We start from the raw sequence: 20,210 nt of genomic DNA, 5'->3' as shown, positions 1-20,210 counted from the left end.
GGCAAGGTCCTGACGCTGCCGATCCAGCCGGACCTGGGTCTCGCGCTCGAACCGGCGGGCCCGGGCCGACAGCTTCGCGATCTGGCGCTCGGCCGCGCGGGCTCGTTCCTCGACCGGCCGGATCGCCGCCTGTGCGTCCCGGCGGGCCTGCTCGCGGACGCCCTCGACCATCCGGGGCAGGTCGCGGCGCACGTCGCGCAGCCGCGCCGCCGCCCGCTGGGCCTCGGCCCACGCCGTCTGGTCGACCGACACATAGGTCCGCTTCACGCCGCTCATCGGGCACCTCCGCTTGTCAGCGGCGGGACCGGCCCGCGCTGGCACCTGTGGATGGTCATCAGTGCTGGTGGTGCTGGTGGTGCTGGTGGTGGTGCTGGTGCTGGTGCTGGTGGTGGTGGTGGTGGTGGAGATGGTGCTGCTGGTGGTGATGGCCGTGGCCGCCGCCGGCCGCGGGGGCCTCCCGCGGGATCGGTCCGCGTCGGACGCGGTCGAGATCGCGCAGCGCGACCTCGGCCGGCATCGGCCCGGGCGCCGGGTCGGTGACCTCGAGCCCCTGCGCGCGCAGCACGCCGGCGAGCGCGCGGGCCCGGTCGGCCCGGATGTCCTCGGCCCCGACGTCGTCGTAACTGAGGACCCGCAGTTCGCATGCGCCCGGATCGTCCTCGGCCGGCGACACGTCGACGACGACGATCCCGCCGTCGGGGTGCTCGACGCGGGCGTAGAAGCCGTTGCGGTCGTCCTGGCCGGCGTAGGTGTGGTCGGCGAGGACGAAGCCGTCGCCGACGAGAGTCCCGACGACGGCGTCGGCGATCGACACCCGCAGCTGGGAGCCGAGCTGGGCTGTCCCGGCCGCCTCGATGACCGCGGCCAGGCGCGCCTCGTAGGCCGGCGCGCGGGTCTCGACCACCTCGCGCAGGTCGGCCGGGTCCAGCCGCCGCGCGCCCCCGGCCGGCCCAGCCGACGAGCCCGGCCCGGCCAGCCCAGCCAGCCCGGCCGGCCCTGGCTCGTCGGCGCGGACGTCGGCGAGCAGGGTGGTGACCTCGGCGCGCAGGGCGGTCAGCTCGCCGCGGGACCAGCGGTCGACGTCGAGGGTCACGCCGGGCAGCGGGTCGCCGTCCTCGTCCAGCACCGGCTGGACCGCCCCGCGCTCGAGAAGGTCCACGACGATCCCCAGCGCGTCGAGCGCCCCGGCCCGCAGCGTGCGCCACTGCCGGTCGAGGTACTCCACCTCGACGCGCAGGTCGGACAGTTGCTGGTAGACGCCCTGCGCCGCGGCCAGCGCGGCCTCGGCGAAGCCGGCTTCGACGTTCTCGCGAGCCCGGCCGAGGTTCCGCCCGAGCGCGGCGAGCCGGCCGGGGGTGAATCGCTCGTGCGGCAGCGTGGCGCCGATCAGCTCGACGAGGACACCGGCGTCGTCGAGCCAGCGTCCGGCGTCCTCCAGCGCCAGGCCGCGCCCGGCCCGCGCCGAGCGGATCTCGGCGCGCAGCGACTCCATCGCCTGTTCGCGCCCGTCGCGTTCGGCCCGCAACGCCGCCCGGAACTCTCGCTGGGCGGCGTCGAACCGCTCGGCGGTCTCGACGCGCAGACCGGCGATCTGGCGGGCCTGCTCGGCGAGCCGGGCGTTGGTCTGGCGCTCGATGTGGGCAGCCGCCGCGGACAACCGCGTGGTCGCCGCCTCGGCCGCGGCGGCACGGGCCTCCACGGGGCCCAGGGCGTCGGCCAGGTCACGCTGGGCGGCTACACGGATCGCTTCGGTCATGGCCTCGGCCTGGCGCTGGGCCTCCCGCGTGCGCTCGGCCACCGCCCGAGCCACCGCCCGCGCGGCCACCGCCGCCTCCCGCGCCGCTGCGGCCTCCCGGGCCGCCCGAGCTGCTCGGGCCGCTTTGGCGGCCCGGGTCCCGCTGCCGGCGAGCGACACGAAGCTGATCTGGACGCAGCTCATCTCTGGTCTCCCGTCTCCACCGATTCGGCAGGCCGGCCGCCCGGCGCCGCGACTGCCGAACCCGCGCCCGACCGGGGCGGGCCGTTGAGGGCTGTGTCCACGGCATCGAGCAGGCCGCGCGGCGGCACGCCGACGACCAGGACATCCCGGGTGCCGAGCCGGATCTCGGCGCGGCGCGGGCCGTCGAAGTAGTCGGCCTCGCCGCGCAGCCGGTCGGTGAGATGGTGGATCCGCTGGTTGGAGCTGCCGCGCAGGCCGCGGTCGTCGTTGAGGGCCGCGACGTACCGCCCGTCGATGAGCACGTCGACCGCGGCGAGCAGGTCGGTGACGCCGGGCGACGGCGCAGCCGCACGCAGGCGCTGCAGCCGGTAGCCCGTGAAGCAGACCAGCGACAGCTCCGGGCGGCGCAGCCGCGCCAGGCGGATCAGCTCGGCCAGGCCCGCCGCCTGCGCCATCGGCTCCCCGCCGGAGAAGGTCAGTCCCTCGACGGCGGGGTCCGCGCACAGCTCTTCGGCCAGGACCTCCGGCGTCACCGCCCGGGCCGGCCGGTCCGGGATCCAGTCCGGGGCGACGCAGCCCGCGCAGTCGAACGGGCAGCCCTGCACCCACACCGCCGACCGGACACCGGGGCCCAGCGCCCGCGTGCCCGTCGCCGTCGCGGCGACGTTGAGCGGAAGGCTGCCGGGCCGGCTGACGCCTGTCACCGCGGCTCGCCGCCGTCCTCGCCGCGTCCCGGCCGAGGCGGCTGGCTCCGGCCAGGGAAGTAGGTTTCCTCCTCGGACAGGTCACGCTCAATCGTGACCTCATCGCCATAACCGTCCAGCGGGACGCCGCTGTCTGGCGCGTCGTAGGCGGCCGGAGCGACATACGTCGCCGGGACGCCGTAGGCGGCCGGCGGGGCATAACCGCCCGGAGCGACCGAGCCGGCCGAACCGACAGAGCTGTCGGTACCTACAGAGCCGTCCGGGACGACCGTCGGAGCGTCGGCGTCGGCGTCGGCGTCGGTTTCCGGCTGCCGGGCACGGTCGATGCGNCCGACCGTGAAACCGTCGATCTCGCGCCCGGCAGCCGCATCGNCGTAGCCAGGCGGTTCGTCGGCCGGTGCCGTCCCGGTCGCCGGCTCCGCGCCGTTGCCTGGCACAGCGCCGTTGCCGGACACAGCGCCGTTGCCGGACACAGCGTCGTTGCGACGCACAGTGCTGTTCACGGACTCCGTGCCGGCCATCGGCGTCGGGGGCACGGTCGTAGGGACGGTGGACGGGACGGGCCCGGTGGGCGCAACGAAGGGGGCCGGGCCGCGGGCGGGACGGCTGCCCGCCGCCGGGCGGGGCCGAGCACCGCGCGGCTGCTCGCGGGGGGCCGGTGGCCACGGGCGGGCGACGCCGGTCCCGGTGTTGTCGGGCGCGGCCTGGTCCCGGGAGGCGAACCGCGGCGGCGGCGACACCGTCGGGCCGGAGCGCAGGTACTCGCCGGGGTTGGCCAGCATCCGCTCCCGTTCCTGCTCGGTCCACAGCGCGAGCGCCTCCTCGGCGAGCGACGCCTGGGCCCGGATCGTCTGTCGGGTCAGCCTCGCCAGCTGGGTGTCCTTCTCCTCGCGCTCGGCCTGGGCCTCGGCCAGCGGGTCGGCGTCGTTGAGNAGGTCCGTCGCGCGCTGGCGGCGGGTGCGCTGCCGGGAGACGTCCAGGTCGGCCCGCTCCTGCAGGGCCAGNGCCTCCTCGTAGCGGGTCGGTCGGCCCAGCGACATGAACAGCTTGAACAGGAGCGGGAAGCACTCGATCGCGGTGAAGAACGCCCACAGCGTCCAGTGCGTCGTGCGCATCGTCGGGTTGTGCTTGGTCAGCGCGCTCAGGGCCTCCATCCGGATCAGCAGGCCGGTGTTGCCGTTGTTCGCCTCCNCTCGCCGCTTCGTGTCCGCGTCCTGGATCGGGGTGAGTCGCGCCAGCTCGGCGCGGTCGGCCTTGACCTTCTGCTGGGCGTCCACGACGGCCTTCGCCTTCTGCTGGGCGATGTTCACGGTCGCCGCCGCACGTGCGGCCTGGAGGCTGGCCTTCAGCGGATCGAGCTGAGCCCCGATCTGGTCCCGCGCGGCCTTGCGCTGGGCGGTGATGAAGCCGTCGCCGTGGACGCCCGTGCTGGCCACGCCGCAGTTGCTGTTGCCGGCCTCCTCGCAGATCACCGCCTCGTTGGCCTGGTCCCACTTGGCCTGCAGCGGGGCGATCTTGGCTTCGAGGCCCTTGACCTGTGGATCGTCCTCGACGGTCAGCGGCGGCCCGCCCGCCGCGATGATCGCGTTCTGCTTCGCCTCGTCGAGCTGCAGCGCCGATATCCGGGTGCCGGTGGAATCGGACTGCGCCTGCGTCGTGATGTCGCTCTGCCGCGTGTGCTGCATCAACGCGACCTGGTCCAGGATTTCCGGCTGGAAGACGCGCAGGACGAACGGGGTCGACACGACGGCGCCGATGAGCAGCGCCAGCAGGAAGCGCGGCAGCAGGAGCCACAGGTTGCCGCGGCTCGCGGTGGCGACCAGNCACCGGTCGAATGCCATGATCGCGGCACCCCACAGCAGGCCGACGATCACACAGGCCACGACGGGCAGCTTCAGGGCCATGTGCACGGCAAACGCCGCGGAGAACCCCGCCATCCCGGAAGTAATGATTACGGCGCTGCCGAGGCCGACAAACTTTGCCCGGNCCGCCCGGAACCGCTCCAGGATTTCCATGTCGGCTGAGGACAACCACAGCGCGAGCTCACCGAATAGCCGGAACGGAGAAGCGAGCCGCTCCCTGAACGTCATGATGCTTGGCGTCCTGTCCTGTTTGCCCGATTTTTGCCAGTGTCCCGGCGAGCGTCGGTGGGTGTTGCGCGGCCGGGCCGGCGGCGCGGCAGGAGCGTCCACATCGGTGGGCCCCAGCCGCGCCCGCCACCGTCGGCGCGGCGACGGCTCGCCCAGAACCACCGGGACGGACGAAGGTTCGCGGCCTGCCAGGCCAGCCGGGGCGGATCACCGCCGTCGGCCGGCCCCGGCCCACGCCCCGCGCCGGCCGGCGACGGCGGGGCGGCGTCGGCCAGCAGCTCGGATGCCCGCGGTACCTGCGGCACCGTGGTCACAGCGCTGCCAGGCCGGGCGCGGCCCAGCGCGCGACCGGCATTCGGCCGCCGCGGCAGCCGTGGATCGGGCGGCTCGAGAGTCCAGACCGGCGGGCTGAACCGGTTGCTCACGCCTCCCGGACCGCGCGCGGCCAGCCGGCGGGAGACGGTGCCGTCGAAGGCGACGAGCGTCGAGCCCTCCGGCGGGTGGATGCCGTACCCGTCGATCTCGACCCGACTGGCGCCGGTCGCGACCCAGCTCAGCTCGTAGACGTCCCCGCGCACGCCAGCCCGCGGCCGGGCGCCCAGGAAGGAGAAGGACGGGACGCCGGGTGGCGTCGGTGTGCTCATCGGCGTGACCCTCCCCGTANGCCGGAACGGGGAATGGCATGCTGCCTCCACGCACGGACCGTCCTGGCCACCGCGACGCGCNGCCACCGCCCGTCGTTCCCCGTTCCGACGACCGATGCCGTCTGCAATGTACACCAATGCGTTTGCGGAAATCCGACCCGTCCGCTCCTGGGCACGTCAACGCGCCGCCTTGCGCCGTGGTGCCCGTCCGTCCTCGTTTCTCGGCCACCTATTTCCGGGCACGAGACCCCCTTCCGGTGCCCCGAGAGCCACGACATCCGGGTACGGGAAACTCAGTTCGTCGGGCGCTGTGAACGTCGCCCCGGCCAGTGCCACCGCCATAGTCTCCGGAGATCTCTGGAGACATCCGGGAAACCCAACTTCCGCCCTGATCCCACCCGGCCGCCGACCGGCCGCCGGCGGTTGAGTGACAATGCTTCCCGCCGATGGCGTGAGGGCCCGGATCGTCGCGGTCGGTCAACGTCGGGGGTGCTGATCGCGACGATCTCCCTGACGCCGACACCGCGGCCGGGACCAGACCGCGGGTGCCCCGGCCGTCACACGCGGCCCAGGCAGGTCGCTACCTGGCCGCGTTGTCGGACGCCCGGCTCGCGCATCCCGCGCTGGGNCGGCTACGTCCACCTCGGATGCTGAAAGAAGCGGTACTACCCCGCTGGGCGCGTTCTAGGATGTTCCTGTGAAGCTCAAGGAGTGGGCCGGGTCGCAGGTCATTGCCTAGGTGACGGCCCACCGCTGGTTCAACGCCGGGAAGCTGCCCGTCCCGGCCCGCACGATCGGCGAGCTGATCATCGTCGGGGATGTCGACCGGACCCCCGCCGCCGGAGAGTCTGTGGCGTACGCCCGTGTCTCGTCCGCGNACCAGAAACCCGACCTTGATCGGCAGGTTGCCCGGGAGNGGGAACCCGGCACGGCCACGGCCGGTCAGACCGGGAGCGCCGACCCGCAAGGGACGGCAGCGTGACCGGTGAACGCCCACGCTCACCGGAACGCAACGGAACGGAGCCGGTAGCCGATGACCGTGACCTTCGACGACCTCGTGACGGACCTTCGTGCCCTGCGGGAGATCGGGCTGGCCGCGGCACGCCGGGTCCCGCTGGCTGCGCTGGAGAAAGCCGTCGGGCTGGTCGAGGAGGCCGAAGCCGATCCCGTCACCATCGAGACGCTGCTGCGCCGAGCGGTCGACGGGCTCGAGCCGGGCCGTCTGCGGGACGCAGCGCGCTATACCTTCGGCCTCGTGCCGGGCACCCGCGACTGGGCGGCCTACGACCGGCGGCGCAAGAGCGCCGAGATCTATCGGGTGGGCACGGACCGGTTCCGCAAGCACTACGAGCGCNTCATCGTCGACGAGGTCGCCGACGCGATTCACGTGATATGCCGGGCGGCGGTCGCCGGCGACCGGCCGGAGTCCCCGCGACAACGGCCGCCGGACGCCCATCGCCTCACCAGCTCCCGAACTCTGGATGTCGTCTTCGGCGGCCGCTCGGTGCCCATCTCGGTCCACCACCGGTCGATTGAGCTGATCAGCGGCGTGGACATTCTCGTCTCGCCGGAGAATGTCTATTTCGCGACCGCGACGATGTTCAAGTCGTCGGTCTCGGCCGCGATCCGGCGCCGCGCCGCCGTGCGCGGCCCGGCCGGCGAGGTGGCCGACGACGTCGTGCCGCGCGAACTGGCCGCCCAGTGCGCGCCCGGGCTGGCGGTGGAACCGGGCACCGTCCTCGCCACCAGCGGCGGCGAGCTGCGCCACCAGGGTGTCCGGCGGGTTTACCACGCGGCGGTGGCCTGCCCTCGGGCCGGGACCAACGAGTACGACACCGACCCGGCCGCCGTCGGGCTCGCGGTCGCCAACATCTTCCGGCTGGCCCGGACCGAGAACCGGGCCCTGAACCCGCCGCTCACCTCGATCGCCCTCCCGCTGCTCGGCGCGGGCCGGGGTGGCCTCGACCCGATGACCAGCCTCACCTGGATATGGGGGAGNCTGGAGGTGGAGCTCGCGCGGGACGCCTCGTGGCACATTCACTTCGTGGCACGGAACCCGGAGATCGGCGCGGCGATACTGGCGCACATCCCGCCCGGCGACGAAACGGCGGCCGGTTAGCCGNCTCACTCGACGGGCGGCGCATCAGGGGGCGAAACGGGGCCGCCCAGCTTCTCGATCGCTTCGATGTCCGCCCGGTCCATCTGGGCGAGGATGTCCATCTGCCGCTGGAGCAGTTCGGCCCGCAGTCCTGAGCCCTCGTCCGGGTGCAGCGCGTCCGGCGTCGTCAGGTGATACCGGGCAAGGGCNAGCCGGAGGCTGCGNCTCTCCAGCGACATCCGGACGATCNCCTCTCTCCCGAGGAGCNGGATCAGGCTCTGCGCGGGACGGTGGAAGAACACCGAGACCACCTGCACTGCGGACAGNCCCAGCACCAGCGCCGGCAGGGCCACCGGTATCGTGCCCGGCGCCGCGGCGGCCAGCACCGCCAGGACCACCGCGGCGCCGAGGGTCAGCGCGCCGCAGACGATGAGGAAGACGTTGGTGAGGGTGACCAGGCGCACCGTCGCGTCCAGCCGTCCGATGATCTGCTGCCGGTAGCTCCGCGACTGCGCGTCCTCTGAGGAGACGATCCGCTGCTTCGCCTGGAAGTACTCGGCGTAGTCGGCGAAGGCGACCGCACCGGCGGCCGACTCCAGCTCCTCGTCCTGACCGGGGTCGGTGCCGAGCAGGCGCGCCAGGTCGGACACGCCCTGCATGACCTCGACCCGCAGGACCTTGCGCGCGAAGTCCAGGGCGGCCAGGTGCCGTTCCAGGCTGACGCCGGCGGTGAGCGAGTCGGAGACGACGACCTGGCGCGCCCCGCCGAACGAAGTCCGCAGGCTCTGCAGGAGGAGCTGCACCTTGATGTCGGTGTAGAGCCCGACGACGGCGATGCGGACGTCCTGGTGCCCGCTCGGCGGAAGTATCGCGCCGAGTACCTCTCCCAGTTCCGACCGGTCCAGGCCGGAGGCATCCTCGCGGAGGTCGAACAGGGTGTTGGAATGGACGTGATGGACGATGACCGAGCCGCGGCGGCGGCCGGTCGGGTCGAACGGAGCCGTTCCTGGCCCGCCGGCCCGCGGGCGCGTCCCGGTCGGGTCGAGCAGGCCGACAAGCGCGTCGGGATAGTCCGCGCCCCAGGTCCCGGCCTCGCAGTGGGTGCCGTACTCACTCCGTTCACGATCGTAGTCGTCGCTCGGCACGTGCCAGTCCCGGACGTTGACCAGGTGCAGCACTCCCCGGCCGCCGCCGCCCAGCCGCGCGCCCACGGTCGCCGACAGCATCCGCCCGAGGGGGCCCGACCGCTGCGTGCGCGCGTCCAGTACGCGCCGGCCGCGCCGCAGGCCGAAGCCGCTGCGACTGTCCGGGTGGATCAGCAGCTTGGCCGCCGCATCCTCCGGTAAGTGCAGCCGGCAGTTGAGGTTGAAGAAGAAATCGTTCTGCAGGCACTGCGTGATCNGGATGTGCACCGGTTCCGAACCGTCCATGGATACTCCGCTTTAGGTCGGCGCCGCGCCGGGTCGGCGGCGGGCGCCGGCGGTCGGCGCGCTGGCGCGAAGCGCGCCCTCTCGAGTCAACCGGCCGCTGCCGGGTCTGGGCCGGGCATCAGCCGGGCGGCTCCGGGACGCCTTCACCGCCTACTGCCGGAACTCCTCCCACAATGATCGGGATCGAGAGCCGGCCNCAGACAGCCCGCCACGCCCGGATCAGGCGTCCGGATGGCAGGCCTGCGCCCCGCTGACCGGGAATCCGCCGGTTGCGCCGCCGACCCCATGGGCGGACGTCGACCTACTGGAGGCCAGCACGACGGGAGATCTGCTGGTCATCACCTTCCGGTGGCTGCCAACCGNCCAGACGTTCCCTCATGGCAGCGACCTCTCCGCATTCGACGACGACCCGCGGATGACAGCCGGCATCATCCAATATCAACTGCTCCGGCTACTGCAGTCGCCCCGCTGTCCCGATCCCCCACTCGCGCTGACCGTCGGAACACCAACGGGCCGTGGGTCAAAGCGTGGCGACGAACTCCGCTATCGACAGGCCCGTGTCACGAATGATCCGACGCAGTGTCNCGACCGGATGTCACGGCCCGGATGAACAGGTACGACCGTGAAGNGACCTTCGGCGTTCCTCATCATGTGATGACTTCCCTTGATGCGGACCACCTCGAAGTCGAGCTTCTCAAGGACCTTGACCACCTCCCCGCCAGACAGCACAGGAAGGGGCGGCATCAGGCGACGTCCTGCACGATCGTCAGGACCGGTGGAACACCGAACTCCTCGATGACCAGGCTGACAGCCTCATAGAGATCGGCCACGGCGTCTTCGGGAGTGTNGCCGAGCCCATGCGCCCCACCGCTGGGGAACGACGCATGGNCCGCCCAGGTGCCGTCTTCGGTCTGCTCCAGCTCGTACGGGATCTGGACCATCCGCTTCATGGCGCCGANTGTACGCCGCCAGATGCAGGGCCTGTGGCCTCCCNCGTGGGCTGTTTGTCCGGGCGTCCTCGTGCGGCCAGGATCGCAACGGCGACGGAGCCGACGGCCAGACACCGCCTTCGGGCGGCAGCACCGGGCCCTCGACGAGGGACCAGCGATCCGTACTCGCGACGCTCTCAGTGGGCGACACCTGTCCACATCGGCCATGAGGACCGACACCAGCCCAAGCAACGCCGCGCCCTTGTAGACAGCCGGGCGCGCGAATGGGCTGCCCGCGCCGCGTCGGCGAGCTCGCAGCGGGTAAGCGCGGACGGGGCGCTCACGCTGGTCTCAATCAGCCGGTCGACGGGCTCCCTCCAGGCGCCCCCGATGCGGCCGGCGGCCGTCGGCGCCCGCCGTCGCCGATGCCGACGCATCGCCTTCGCCGACGGGACGACGACGGAGAACATGGCGAGCAGTCCACCGACAGCCGTCGAGACATCGGCGAACAGCCCGCGACGATCACCGTCGACCACCGGCATGGGCCACTCCTTGTGGACCAGACCAGTCCTGAAGCTCGACACACCGATCCGAACGGGGGCATCAAGCTCGATATGCGCGACGAGCGCGCGAAACAGCTGAAGGAGCAGGGAATGCTCGACCCGATGCCGGAATGGATGCGCGACAAAGTCGTCGACCAGCTCATCGATCGCCCGCTCNACCATCGGAATCACCCCTGTGAGCCACGGGCCCACCGCCTTTTCGCCGGCCTGCACACGTTGATGGTCTGCGTCTTCGGGCCCGTGGCCACGACGACCGGCCGGCCGGCAACCTCAAAGCTGGACAAGGACGACAAGACCATGCCGGTCACCGTAGACCCACACGGCGGCGTTCATCGTCCGACCTGGACCCGGACTCTGCGCTGCGCGGAACTGCGTCGCCATGATGGACATTCCCCGCCCCGGCCTCGAATCACGGCCAGNGTTGCTCCACAGTCCGGTGAGCAGGCACATGGTTCGTAGCTACGAGAAAATCCTCGCCATATCGACGAGCCGCTGGGTGGCGAGACTGGTGCTCGACGCCTTCCACCCACATCAGGAAGGCCAGCCTGCGACATCCACAACCTCGCGGGAACCATCCCCGCCGGGATTGGAGCACGCCCTCGGGGGGTTCGGGGGGCTAGGCCCCCCGGCCAGCATAACGGCCCCGGCGAAGCCGCCCAAAGGGCGGCGAGCAGCGAAAGCCAGCGCGTGGGCAGGGGCGGGGTCGAACCGCCGACCTTCCGCTTTTCAGGCCGGTCCCTACCGTCCAGGAACGTCCGCACACGTGCCCTGGCGTCCATATCCGGCCGTTGGAGTACCCCTCTGGTGGCCAGCGTTGCCACCTGCACTGCCACACATCCCTCGCTCCCCAGAGGGCCAGCGCCGCGCCATCGTTCCGCCCCTGTGTGGCAACCGGTACGGAAGCAGCCAGGGCGAAGCAGACAGCCCCACCCCAGAGACCCGCCGACGCCTGGCAGCTGACCACGGCCGTGCGGGTCTCCGATGAGCATCGAAGTGGCAGCGGCGCAGCTGGGATCGGAATGGTATCGTCCTCCCATGGAAGCTGTTGTGGATCAGGCGGGNCGAATCGTGCTGCCCAAGTTCATCCGCGACGCGCTGGGCCTACTCCCGGGCACGAAGGTGGACATCTCGCCTTACGGGGCTGGTGTGCAGGTCGTGCCAGCCGGCAGGACCGCGCGCCTCGTCGAGGAGAACGGCGTGCTCGTGTCGGCCGGCGACANGCCTGTCGATNACGATGTACTGTTCGGCCTCATCGACGCGGGACGCAAGTGACCATTGCCGTCGACACAAGCGTCGCCATTCCTCTGCTTGTCCGCTCACATCAACATCACACGGACGTAGCGCGATGGTGGGACGGACAGCANCTCACGCTGAGTGGGCACGCCCTGGCGGAGACCTACTCGGTACTCACCAGGTTGCCGGGCGACGCCCGGCTGTCCGGGCCGGACGCCNCACGCCTGCTCGACGCGAGGTTCACGGCGCCGCTGGCGCTGAGCGGCCCGCCCGCCCAGGAAATCCACACGACCCTGAGCCAACTCGGCATCGCCGGGGGCGCCGTGTATGACGGGCTGGTGGCGCTCGCCGCCAAAGCGCATGGCCTGGCCCTCGCGACAAGGGATGCACGCGCGCGTGGAACCTATGATGCGGTCGGAGTCAAGCTGATTCTGGTCGGGATGAAGCCGTGCCGGCCGAAAGATCGCCTGCCGCCTCGCCCCCCAGTTATTTTTCAACCGGCGAAGACATTGCACGACACCGAACACCGGGTACTGGAGATACAGGCCAAGCAGCACCTTCCCTGGCTGTGGTCGGTCCAGCGGCCAAATCACTTCCGGCTCGTCCGGGCGGCGAGNGCGACGGCGATGATGAGCGCAGCCCCGTTGAACAGGTCACCGACGTACGACGGTGCGCCGGCGAGCTGGAGGCCTTTCACGCCCACACCTAGCAGGTAGACGGCGACAAGAGTGCCGAGAACATTGACCCGTCCTGACTTGATCTGCGTCGCGCCGAGGAACGCGGCCGAGAAGGCGGGCAGCAGGTAGGGCGGCCCCACGTCGGGACTGCCGAGCCCCAGTTTGGCGGCGAGAATCGCGCCTCCCAGGGCGGACAGGAACCCCGCGAGGATCAGCGAGCGGGCCACCAGGCGGTCCACTCGGAGGCCGGCCAGCCGAGAGGCCTGCGGGTTCGCGCCCACCGCGTAGAAATACCGGCCCACCGGCGTGTACTCGAGGACAAACCACAGGACCAGGGCGATACCAACCAGGTACCACACCGTCACCGGAATGCCCGCTGGTTGCGCGCGCCCGGCCTTGAGTAGATCGGGCGAGAAACCCTTGATCAGCGTCTGGCCATCCGTGATCCAGTAGGAGCCGGCAGCCAGCAGGCTGCCCATCCCCAGGGTCCCGATGAAAGAATTGACCCGAAGTACAATGATGACGAGGCTGTTGANAGCACCAATGACGATGCCAGCAGCAACAGCAGTCAGCACGCTAAGAATGGCATTGACATGATGACCCTNCAGCCACGCCACCAGGCAGACGCTGAACCCTAGAGTCGCAGCGACGGAAAGATCGAAGACTCCGGCGGCGAGCGGCACCACCAACGCGAGGGCGACGATGGCGGCTATCGCCTGGCCGTCCGCGACGCTGCGCGCCGTCTGGCTCGTCAGGAACGTGTCGGGCAGCCAGATGCCGTAGGCGATGATCAAGGCGGCCAGCACGTACAGGCCGCTGAACCGATCGAGGCCCAGCCGCGGAATGATCCGGCCTGAGCGCTTCGTGGGGCCAGCCGAGTCGCGGCCGGTTACTCGCGTCGCTTCCGAAGTTGCCGCGGTGTCGGTGGTGCTCACGTTGTCTCCTTCTGCTTAGCGAGAGTCGCGGCGCTGATATCGTCGGCGACAAGCGGCGCCGTGAGCTCATCGACGACGCGGCCGCTGCGCATTATCAGCACCCGGTCGGCGATCTCTGAGAGTTCTTCGCTGCTGGAGCTGCAGGCGANCACACCCAGACCGTTCTCGACGGACGCGCGGACGAGTCTGTGCAGTTCTGCCTGCGCTCCGACATCGACGCCCTGCGTCGGTTCGTCGAGGACGAGCACTTTCGGTCCCAGCCGCATCGCTCGGGCGATCATGACCTTTTGCTGGTTACCGCCGGACAGCGAGTCGATCGGCTGCTCCGGACGCGCGGGGCGGATGTCGAACTTCTCCAGCAGGGTGCGCACGTCGGTGCGCTCGGCAGAGCGCCGCAGCAATCCGAAACTGGAGTACGGCGCAAGGTGGGAGATCGTCAGATTCTCACGGACTGAATGGTCGGGGAGCGCGGCGTTCACCGTACGTTCTGCCGGGACGCCCACCACGCCGGCTCTGATGAACAGGTCCGGGCGGTTGGACCGCAGCGGCTCACCGTCAATGGCGACGCGTCCAGTGAAAGGCGCGCTGCCAGCGATGAGCCGAGCCAGCTCGTCGCGGCCCGATCCGGTGATGCCCGCCACGCCGACCACCTCGCCGGCGTGGACAGTCAGGTCGACGTCCTGAACGACCTGNCCGCACACGCCACTCGCGGTCAGCACCGGTGCACCGGCGGCAGCCCGCGCGTCACTCCGCACGGCGCGTAGCGCACGGCCGAGCATCAGCTCGATGAGGGAGTCATGGTTGAGTTCGGTCACCGAACGGCTCACGACTACCTCGCCGTCGCGTAGGACGGTCACACGGTCGGCGAGCTCGAAGATCTCCTCGAGATGATGGGAGATGAATATCAGCGCTACGCCCCGGTCGCGGATGAGTCGGAGCAGCCGAAAGAGCCGCTGGATCTCCGCTTTGGGCAGATTGACGGTCGGCTCGTCCAGGACGATGACGTATGTCCGCCCGCCGTGGTCGGACACCGCCCGGGCGACAGCGATGGCGGTTCGCTCGCTGACCGACAGGCGGCCGATCGGCCGGCGGACGTCGATCTCGTAACCGAGCGCGGCCAGCGCCCTGCGCGCCNCCTCATGCTCGGAGCGCCACCGGATACGTCGGCCGAACGCGGTGTCAAATCCCCGGCCGAGGGCCAGATTCTCGGCGCAGTTGAGGTCGTCGATAAGCCCAAGATCCTGGTGCACGAACCGGAGCCCGGCGGCGTGCGAATCGGCGGGTTTACCGAAGGAAAGCTCGTTCCCACCGACTTCAATCACACCGCCCGGCTCCGGGCTGTGGTAGCCCGAAAGGATCTTCACAAAGGTGGATTTCCCTGACCCGTTCTCGCCGACGAGCCCGTGGATCTCGCCTGGTGCGATCTCCAGGCTGATGTCCTTCAACGCCCGGGCCCCGCCGAAGGTCTTCGCAAGGTTCACCACCCGCAGGGCTGGTGACGACGAGTTACTCATCCAGAATCCTCAATCGTAAGCGACCCAGTGGGCGAGACTGCTAGGACAGCAGCCAGAGCTTCTTGTAGGTGTCGGCGAAGTCGCGCACGCCGAGCCAGAAACCCGAGGTGTCGAAGGACGCGCTGCCGATGTTGTCCGACGTGAGCACCTGGGACACCGGGGCGGTGTTCGTCACCGTGCTGATGGGATCGCCGACAGNGGCCCGGACCGCGATGTCCATCTCTCGCCAACCAGCGATCGGCGCCTGATCCTGGGCCCAGAAGACCTGCTTCTTGTCGCGCAGTGCCTGGTACTGGTCGACGCCGGGCAGGTAGCCGCCGATCTTGACCTTGCCGGTCAGCCCAGCCGCCGCCAGCGCCGGCTCGACCCCGGTCAGGGCGTCACCGAAGGACGAGACGATGTAGGTGGTGTCGGGATCGCGCTGCAGCGCGCTGACGACCATGCCGGGCAGCTTCGTCCCGAGGTCGGAAAGCTGGAACGACACCGTCTTGACCTCGCACTTGGGGCACCACGGCTTGAGCTGGTTGGCCAGCGACTTCCCGTAGTAGTCGTCGATGGGGAACGCCGTCGACGAAAGGAGCTGGATGACGTCCTCGCCGTTGCCGTGAGCCGCGATATAGGCGGCTGTGGCCTTCNCCATCAGGTCGGTCGAGTGCAGGTCGCAGTCGACGGCGATGAGCGGGCCGGACGGCTTGTCGGTGATGCACTGTGCGATGATCTTCACGCCCTGGCTCTGCGCGCGGGCCACCTGGTCGCCGAACGCCGACATGTTGTAGCCGGCCTCGAAGATGAAGTCCGGCTTCTGATCGAGAGCCTGCGACATCGCCTTGGCGGCGTCCTCCGCGCCAGTACCAATGACGATCTTTGAATACTTCCAGCCCAACGCCTCCGCGGCGGCCGCGCGTTCCTCGTCGATACGGCGAGCGATGGGCACATTGGCCTCCAGGACGACCACTCTCAGCCCGGGAGGAGCCTTTTTGGTGATCGGCGTCGAGTAGCCGATCCCCGGCGGGGCAGCGACGACCTTGGCCAGGTATTCTGCCGCCTCCGACGACGAGCTGGCCGTGCTCCGCGGTTCGGCGGCGCCAGACGCGCCGGCGGTGTCCGACGAACCGCTCGAGCCACACGCGGCGACGCCCACAAGCACTGCTGCCGCCGCCAGGCTAAGGCCGATCNTCTTTCTCGTACGCACTGCTGTCCTCCGATAGCCCAAAGTGAATGTGGGCAGCCGCCGGCCGCTTCAGCGGCGCTGGTGTCTGGTGTCTGGTGTCAGAACGGTGAGGGCGGTCAGGCCGGTGAGGGCGGTCAGGCCGGTGCGAGGCACCCTCGTGACGTCGAGGACTGTCCCATCGCCTGGTGACCTGTGTCTCAGGTGAAAACNCCCGGTTGCTCACGTGTTCGGGGGCGAGCCGCTGTCGCACCGCCCGCCCGACCAGCGCTTACCTCCAGCCGGCTTTGCACCGATATGCGCAGTCGCACCTCGTCACACGCTGTGACTCTTCACGCACGTCCGTCGACGAGTAGGTGCCGGGTCAGGTGTCAGATCAGGTGTTTTCGCGCAAGACGACGGGCGTCCAGAGGGAGACGCTCGTCACATCGACCGGCCCCGCCAGCCGACCACCGAGAGTTGGGAGAACGGTGACCACCACCCCCACCACCGTCCCGGAGAAGCCCGACGTCCTCTCCGCGGAGTTCGCTCGCGACCCGCACACCTATTACAAGATCATGCGTGACTTCTATCCGGTGCTGCACCACGAGGTCAGCGGCTACTACTTCGTCAGTCGGTACGAGGACGTGGCCCGGATCTACAAGGACTCGGTCGGCTTCTCGAACGAGAACTACGCGTTCCAGATGGAGCCCGTCATTGGCAAGACCGTCATCCAGATGGGTGGACGCGAACACGCCATCAACCGGCAGCTCATCACGCCGGCCCTGCGCGGCAACTACCTTGAGGAGCTGCTTCCCCAGGTCGACGAACTGGCGACCGAGATGATCGACAAGTTCCGGACCGCCGGTCGCGTCGACCTGGCGGAGGATTTCACCAAATGGTTCCCGATCAACGTGATCGTCAAGATGNTCGACCTGCCCCGTGAAGATCTGCCGAAGTTTCACGAGTGGTACTCCTCGCTGATGGCGTTCCTCGCGAATCTCACGAACGACCCGGAGATCCATGCCTGGGGAATGCGCACCCAGCAGGAGTATCCGGCCTACATTCTGCCGATCATCGCCGAGCGTCGGCGGAATCCCGGTACCGACCTGATCTCGCGCCTCACCCAGGCCGAAATCAACGACGAGCAGTTCTCCGACGAGCAGATCAAGGCCCTGATCGGCCTGCTGCTGATCGCGGGTGGCGAGACCACCGACAAGTCGATCGCGAGCACGCTCAAATATCTGATCATGCACCCTGAGCAGCTTGAGGCCGTCCNCCAGGACCCCTCACTCGCGACCCGCGCGCTGGTGGAGACGCTTCGCTACCACCCACCCGTGCAGATCATCCTCCGCACGACGACCGACGACGTCGAGGTGGNGGGAACCGTGATCCCGGTGGGGAGCGTCGTCGGCTGTGTCAACGGCGCGGCCAACCGGGACGAGCGTCGGTTCGATGACCCTGACACATACAACATCTTCCGCACGGACATCAACATCAGGCAGGCCTTCGCCGGTTCGGCCGACCACATCGCCTTCGCACTCGGCCGCCACTTCTGCGTCGGCTCCCTGCTGNCCAAGCGCGAGGCCGAAACGGCCATCAACCAGATCCTCGCCGCGATGCCGGACATCCGCTTCGCGGACGGCATCGAACCCACCGACGCGGGCCTGTTCACCCGCGGTCCCGAATCTCTAATCGTGGAGTTCACTCCCGCCAGCTGACGGCTCCCTCGCGAGCAACCGTCCTTCCTCTCGGCAAGGGCCCCTCTCGGCAAGGACAGGCTATGACTTCCACCATCGAAAGCCCCGCTCTCACGTCCAGCGAGGTCTCGGTCCCACATTATCGGCTGTTCATCGACGGAGAATGGGTCGACACCTCGGAACAGTACGTCATCGTCAATCCCGCAACGGAGGAGACGGTCGCCACGGCGGCCAAAGGTGGCATTGACCAGGCGGACGCCGCCGTCGCGGCGGCCCGCCGTGCGTTCGACCAAGGCATCTGGCGCAGTCTTCCGCCGGTGCGCCGCGCGGCGGTTCTGGAAGCCGTGGCCGACGCTCTCGAGGCTCGTTCCGAGGAGCTGGCGGCGACGGCGACGCGCGAGGGCGGCGCGCCGCTGTACCTCTCCATGGGCCTGAATGCGATCACGCCGGTGTCCAATCTCCGGTACTTCGCCGAGCTGGCCCGCCGGTACCAGTTCGAGGCTCCCGGGCCGGTCGTCGGCGGCATCGCGCACGGGGGCGTCATCCGCAGGGAGCCGATCGGCGTCTGCGCGGCGATCGTGCCCTGGAACTTCCCGCTGGCCCTCGCGGTCTGGAAGATCGGCCCCGCCCTCGCGGCGGGCAACTCCGTGGTTCTCAAGACCGACGAGAAGACCCCGATCGGCGCCCTCGAACTGGCGCGGGAGCTGCAGGCCGCCGGTCTGCCGGACGGCGTGTTNAACGTCGTCACCGGGGACGGCGAGGTCGTCGGCGCCCACCTCGCCGCCCATCCCGATGTCAACAAGATCGGCTTCACCGGCTCGTCCGAGGTCGGCCGGAAGGTGGCCGAGGCCGCGGGCCGGAGCAACCTCAAGCGAGTCACGCTCGAGCTGGGCGGCAAGGGCCCGAACATCGTGCTGGCGGACGCCGACATGCAAATGGCGGTCGACGGCGCGATCTGGGGCTTCCTCATGCACGCCGGACAGGCCTGCGAGTCCGGGACCCNCCTGCTGCTGCCGAGTTCGGTCCACGACCGGTTCGTCGAACGGCTGGTCGACCGGCTGGCCACAGTCAGGATCGGCGANCCGCTGGACCCCACCTCCAACCTCGGCCCGCTGATCAGCGCGGCGCAGCGGGACCGGGTCCTCAGGTACGTCGAGCTGGCCCGCGTGGAGGGGGCCACCGTCGCGTGCGGCGGGCGCGTGCCCGCGGGCACCGACAAGGGGTACTGGGTCGAGCCGACCGTCCTCACCGACGTCACGAACGACATGAGGGTCGCTCGGGAGGAGATCTTCGGCCCCGTCCTGTGCGTCCTGCGTTACGACACGGTGGACGAGGCCATCGAGATCNCCAACGACAGCGACTTCGGCCTGGCCGCCGGCGTCTGGAGCAGCAACGTGGACGCCNCACTGGACGTGGCCCGACGGCTGGAGGCCGGGTCAGTCTGGATCAACGATTTCCACATGGCCAACGAGAACTACCCGTTCGGTGGGTTCAAGCAGAGCGGGGTGGNTCGCGAACTCGGCGTGAACGCCCTCGACGCCTACACGGAGGCCAAGTCCATCCAGATCAGCATGGAGCCGGACATTCAGAAGCGGGCCTACGGCCTCGCACTGTCCACCCCCGCCCCCGCGTGGGGCGACTGATGCGTCGACACGCNTAGCCATCCACCTGAAGCAGGAGAGGGACCACTGACGTGAAGACCAAGGCCGCAGTCCTCTACGAGNCGGGCAAGCCGTTCGAGATCGAGGAGCTCGAGATCGTCAAGCCGGGGGCCGAGGAGGTGCTCGTCCGCTACGACTACTCCGGCCTCTGCCATTCCGATCTCCACATGGTGAAGGGCCACCTGCCCTTCCGGGCCCCGATGGTCTTCGGCCATGAGGGAGCCGGCGAGATCCTCGAGGCCGGGTCCAACGTCACCGGTTTCCATCCCGGCGACCACTTCGTCGCTTCGTTCTACCCTGTGTGCGGCCGGTGCCGCTGGTGTGCGACCGGCAACTCCCGACTGTGCGACCTCGGCGCGAACGGCCTGGAAGGCTTTCTCCCGGGTGGCCGCTTCCCCTTCAGGGGCAACAGCGGCGAGTACGGCTCGATGATGACGCTGGGCACCTTCAGTCAGTACGCGACCGTGCACCAGAACTCGATCGTCAAGATCGACGACGACCTCCCGCTGGACAAGGCGGCCCTCGTCGGCTGCGGGGTGNCCACCGGCTGGGGTTCCGCGGTCAACTCGGCCGAGGTCCGGCCCGGTGACACCGTGGTCATCTACGGCATCGGCGGCATCGGCACCAACGCGGTCCAGGGTGCGGCCTACGCCGGCGCGCAGCACCTGATCGCCGTCGATCCCGCGCCGGACAGACGGGAGAGCGCGAAGCGCTTCGGGGCGACGCACACCGCCGCCACGGCGGATGAGGCACTCGAGCTGGTCACGCAGCTCACGCGCGGGGTCGGCGCCGACAGCACCATCATCACGGTCGACGAGCTGACCGCCGAGGTCGTGTCGCAGGCCACCGAGGCGACTTCCAAGGGCGGAACCATCGTCATCACGTCGATGGGTCAGTACGAGGGCGAGACGATCAAGCTCTCCGGGGTTCAGCTGGCACTCTGGGG

5 protein-coding genes and 20 pseudogenes are annotated in these 20,210 nt (G+C 69.8%); 19 read left to right on the top strand and 6 right to left on the bottom strand.

Annotated features, from left to right (window positions below; all coding sequences use genetic code 11):
- Window positions 1–334: 334 nt before the first annotated feature.
- Together UK94_RS14585 and UK94_RS14580 are read right to left on the bottom strand one after the other, a co-directional pair.
- Entirely contained in the window at window positions 335–1,939 is a 1,605-nt protein-coding gene (locus UK94_RS14585) for a hypothetical protein (RefSeq protein WP_055750266.1), read from the bottom strand.
- Window positions 1,936–2,643 (bottom strand): 4Fe-4S single cluster domain-containing protein, encoded by a 708-nt coding sequence (locus UK94_RS14580; protein WP_011601479.1) that lies wholly within the window; start codon window positions 2,641–2,643, stop codon window positions 1,936–1,938. The genes UK94_RS14585 and UK94_RS14580 overlap by 4 nt, the downstream gene beginning before the upstream one ends.
- 3,473 nt (window positions 2,644–6,116) lie before the next feature.
- Between UK94_RS14580 and UK94_RS52335 the strand changes: the two are divergent.
- Window positions 6,117–6,254, top strand: a pseudogene (locus UK94_RS52335) (IS607 family transposase); the annotation flags it as partial.
- 3,280 nt (window positions 6,255–9,534) lie between these two features.
- On the opposite strand, the gene UK94_RS52330 reads toward UK94_RS52335, so the two are convergent.
- A partial coding sequence (locus UK94_RS52330; RefSeq protein WP_235487984.1) for a type II toxin-antitoxin system HicA family toxin occupies window positions 9,535–9,649 on the bottom strand: 115 nt, incomplete at its 3' end.
- A gap of 1,810 nt (window positions 9,650–11,459) precedes the next feature.
- On the opposite strand from UK94_RS52330, the pseudogene UK94_RS52325 reads away from it, so the two are divergent.
- The 4 pseudogenes from UK94_RS52325 to UK94_RS52310 form a co-directional block, all read left to right on the top strand.
- A pseudogene (locus UK94_RS52325) lies at window positions 11,460–11,616 on the top strand (AbrB/MazE/SpoVT family DNA-binding domain-containing protein); the annotation flags it as partial.
- A 49-nt stretch (window positions 11,617–11,665) separates the two neighbouring features.
- Window positions 11,666–11,760: pseudogene (locus UK94_RS52320) on the top strand (VapC toxin family PIN domain ribonuclease); the annotation flags it as partial.
- A gap of 1 nt (window position 11,761) precedes the next feature.
- A pseudogene (locus tag UK94_RS52315) lies at window positions 11,762–11,848 on the top strand (VapC toxin family PIN domain ribonuclease); the annotation flags it as partial.
- A 6-nt stretch (window positions 11,849–11,854) separates the two neighbouring features.
- A pseudogene (locus UK94_RS52310) lies at window positions 11,855–12,246 on the top strand (hypothetical protein); the annotation flags it as partial.
- Between the two features lies 1 nt (window position 12,247).
- Here UK94_RS52310 and UK94_RS52305 read toward each other — a convergent pair.
- The 3 pseudogenes from UK94_RS52305 to UK94_RS52295 form a co-directional block, all read right to left on the bottom strand.
- A pseudogene (locus UK94_RS52305) lies at window positions 12,248–12,842 on the bottom strand (ABC transporter permease); the annotation flags it as partial.
- Between the two features lies 1 nt (window position 12,843).
- Window positions 12,844–12,911: pseudogene (locus UK94_RS52300) on the bottom strand (hypothetical protein); the annotation flags it as partial.
- A gap of 1 nt (window position 12,912) precedes the next feature.
- A pseudogene (locus tag UK94_RS52295) lies at window positions 12,913–13,242 on the bottom strand (ABC transporter permease); the annotation flags it as partial.
- Between the two features lie 3,038 nt (window positions 13,243–16,280).
- On the opposite strand from UK94_RS52295, the pseudogene UK94_RS52290 reads away from it, so the two are divergent.
- From UK94_RS52290 to UK94_RS52235, 14 genes and pseudogenes are all read left to right on the top strand, one after another.
- Window positions 16,281–16,832 (top strand): annotated as a pseudogene (locus UK94_RS52290) (hypothetical protein); the annotation flags it as partial.
- 1 nt (window position 16,833) lies between these two features.
- A pseudogene (locus UK94_RS52285) lies at window positions 16,834–17,181 on the top strand (cytochrome P450); the annotation flags it as partial.
- A 1-nt stretch (window position 17,182) separates the two neighbouring features.
- Window positions 17,183–17,283: pseudogene (locus UK94_RS52280) on the top strand (hypothetical protein); the annotation flags it as partial.
- Window position 17,284: 1 nt separating this feature from the next.
- A pseudogene (locus UK94_RS52275) lies at window positions 17,285–17,477 on the top strand (cytochrome P450); the annotation flags it as partial.
- A 1-nt stretch (window position 17,478) separates the two neighbouring features.
- Window positions 17,479–17,624 (top strand): annotated as a pseudogene (locus tag UK94_RS73890) (cytochrome P450); the annotation flags it as partial.
- 62 nt (window positions 17,625–17,686) lie between these two features.
- A pseudogene (locus tag UK94_RS52270) lies at window positions 17,687–18,339 on the top strand (aldehyde dehydrogenase family protein); the annotation flags it as partial.
- 1 nt (window position 18,340) lies between these two features.
- Window positions 18,341–18,605: pseudogene (locus tag UK94_RS52265) on the top strand (aldehyde dehydrogenase family protein); the annotation flags it as partial.
- 1 nt (window position 18,606) lies between these two features.
- A pseudogene (locus UK94_RS52260) lies at window positions 18,607–18,684 on the top strand (hypothetical protein); the annotation flags it as partial.
- A gap of 1 nt (window position 18,685) precedes the next feature.
- Window positions 18,686–18,949, top strand: a pseudogene (locus UK94_RS52255) (aldehyde dehydrogenase family protein); the annotation flags it as partial.
- 1 nt (window position 18,950) lies between these two features.
- Window positions 18,951–19,006: pseudogene (locus UK94_RS52250) on the top strand (hypothetical protein); the annotation flags it as partial.
- Between the two features lies 1 nt (window position 19,007).
- Window positions 19,008–19,112: pseudogene (locus tag UK94_RS52245) on the top strand (aldehyde dehydrogenase family protein); the annotation flags it as partial.
- Between the two features lies 1 nt (window position 19,113).
- Window positions 19,114–19,246 (top strand): hypothetical protein (locus UK94_RS73885; RefSeq protein WP_268761363.1); only part of this gene is annotated, 133 nt, incomplete at its 5' end.
- 137 nt (window positions 19,247–19,383) lie between these two features.
- Window positions 19,384–19,803, top strand: a pseudogene (locus UK94_RS52240) (alcohol dehydrogenase catalytic domain-containing protein); the annotation flags it as partial.
- Window positions 19,804–19,857: 54 nt separating this feature from the next.
- A partial coding sequence (locus UK94_RS52235) for a zinc-binding dehydrogenase (RefSeq protein ID WP_235487931.1) occupies window positions 19,858–20,210 on the top strand: 353 nt, incomplete at its 3' end.

Origin of the sequence: Frankia sp. AvcI1, assembly GCF_001420875.1 — a bacterium.
In the GTDB taxonomy this organism is placed as follows: domain Bacteria; phylum Actinomycetota; class Actinomycetes; order Frankiales; family Frankiaceae; genus Frankia; species Frankia alni.
Note: the sequence above shows the minus strand (reverse complement) of the source record. Positions and strands in the feature narration are given on the sequence as shown.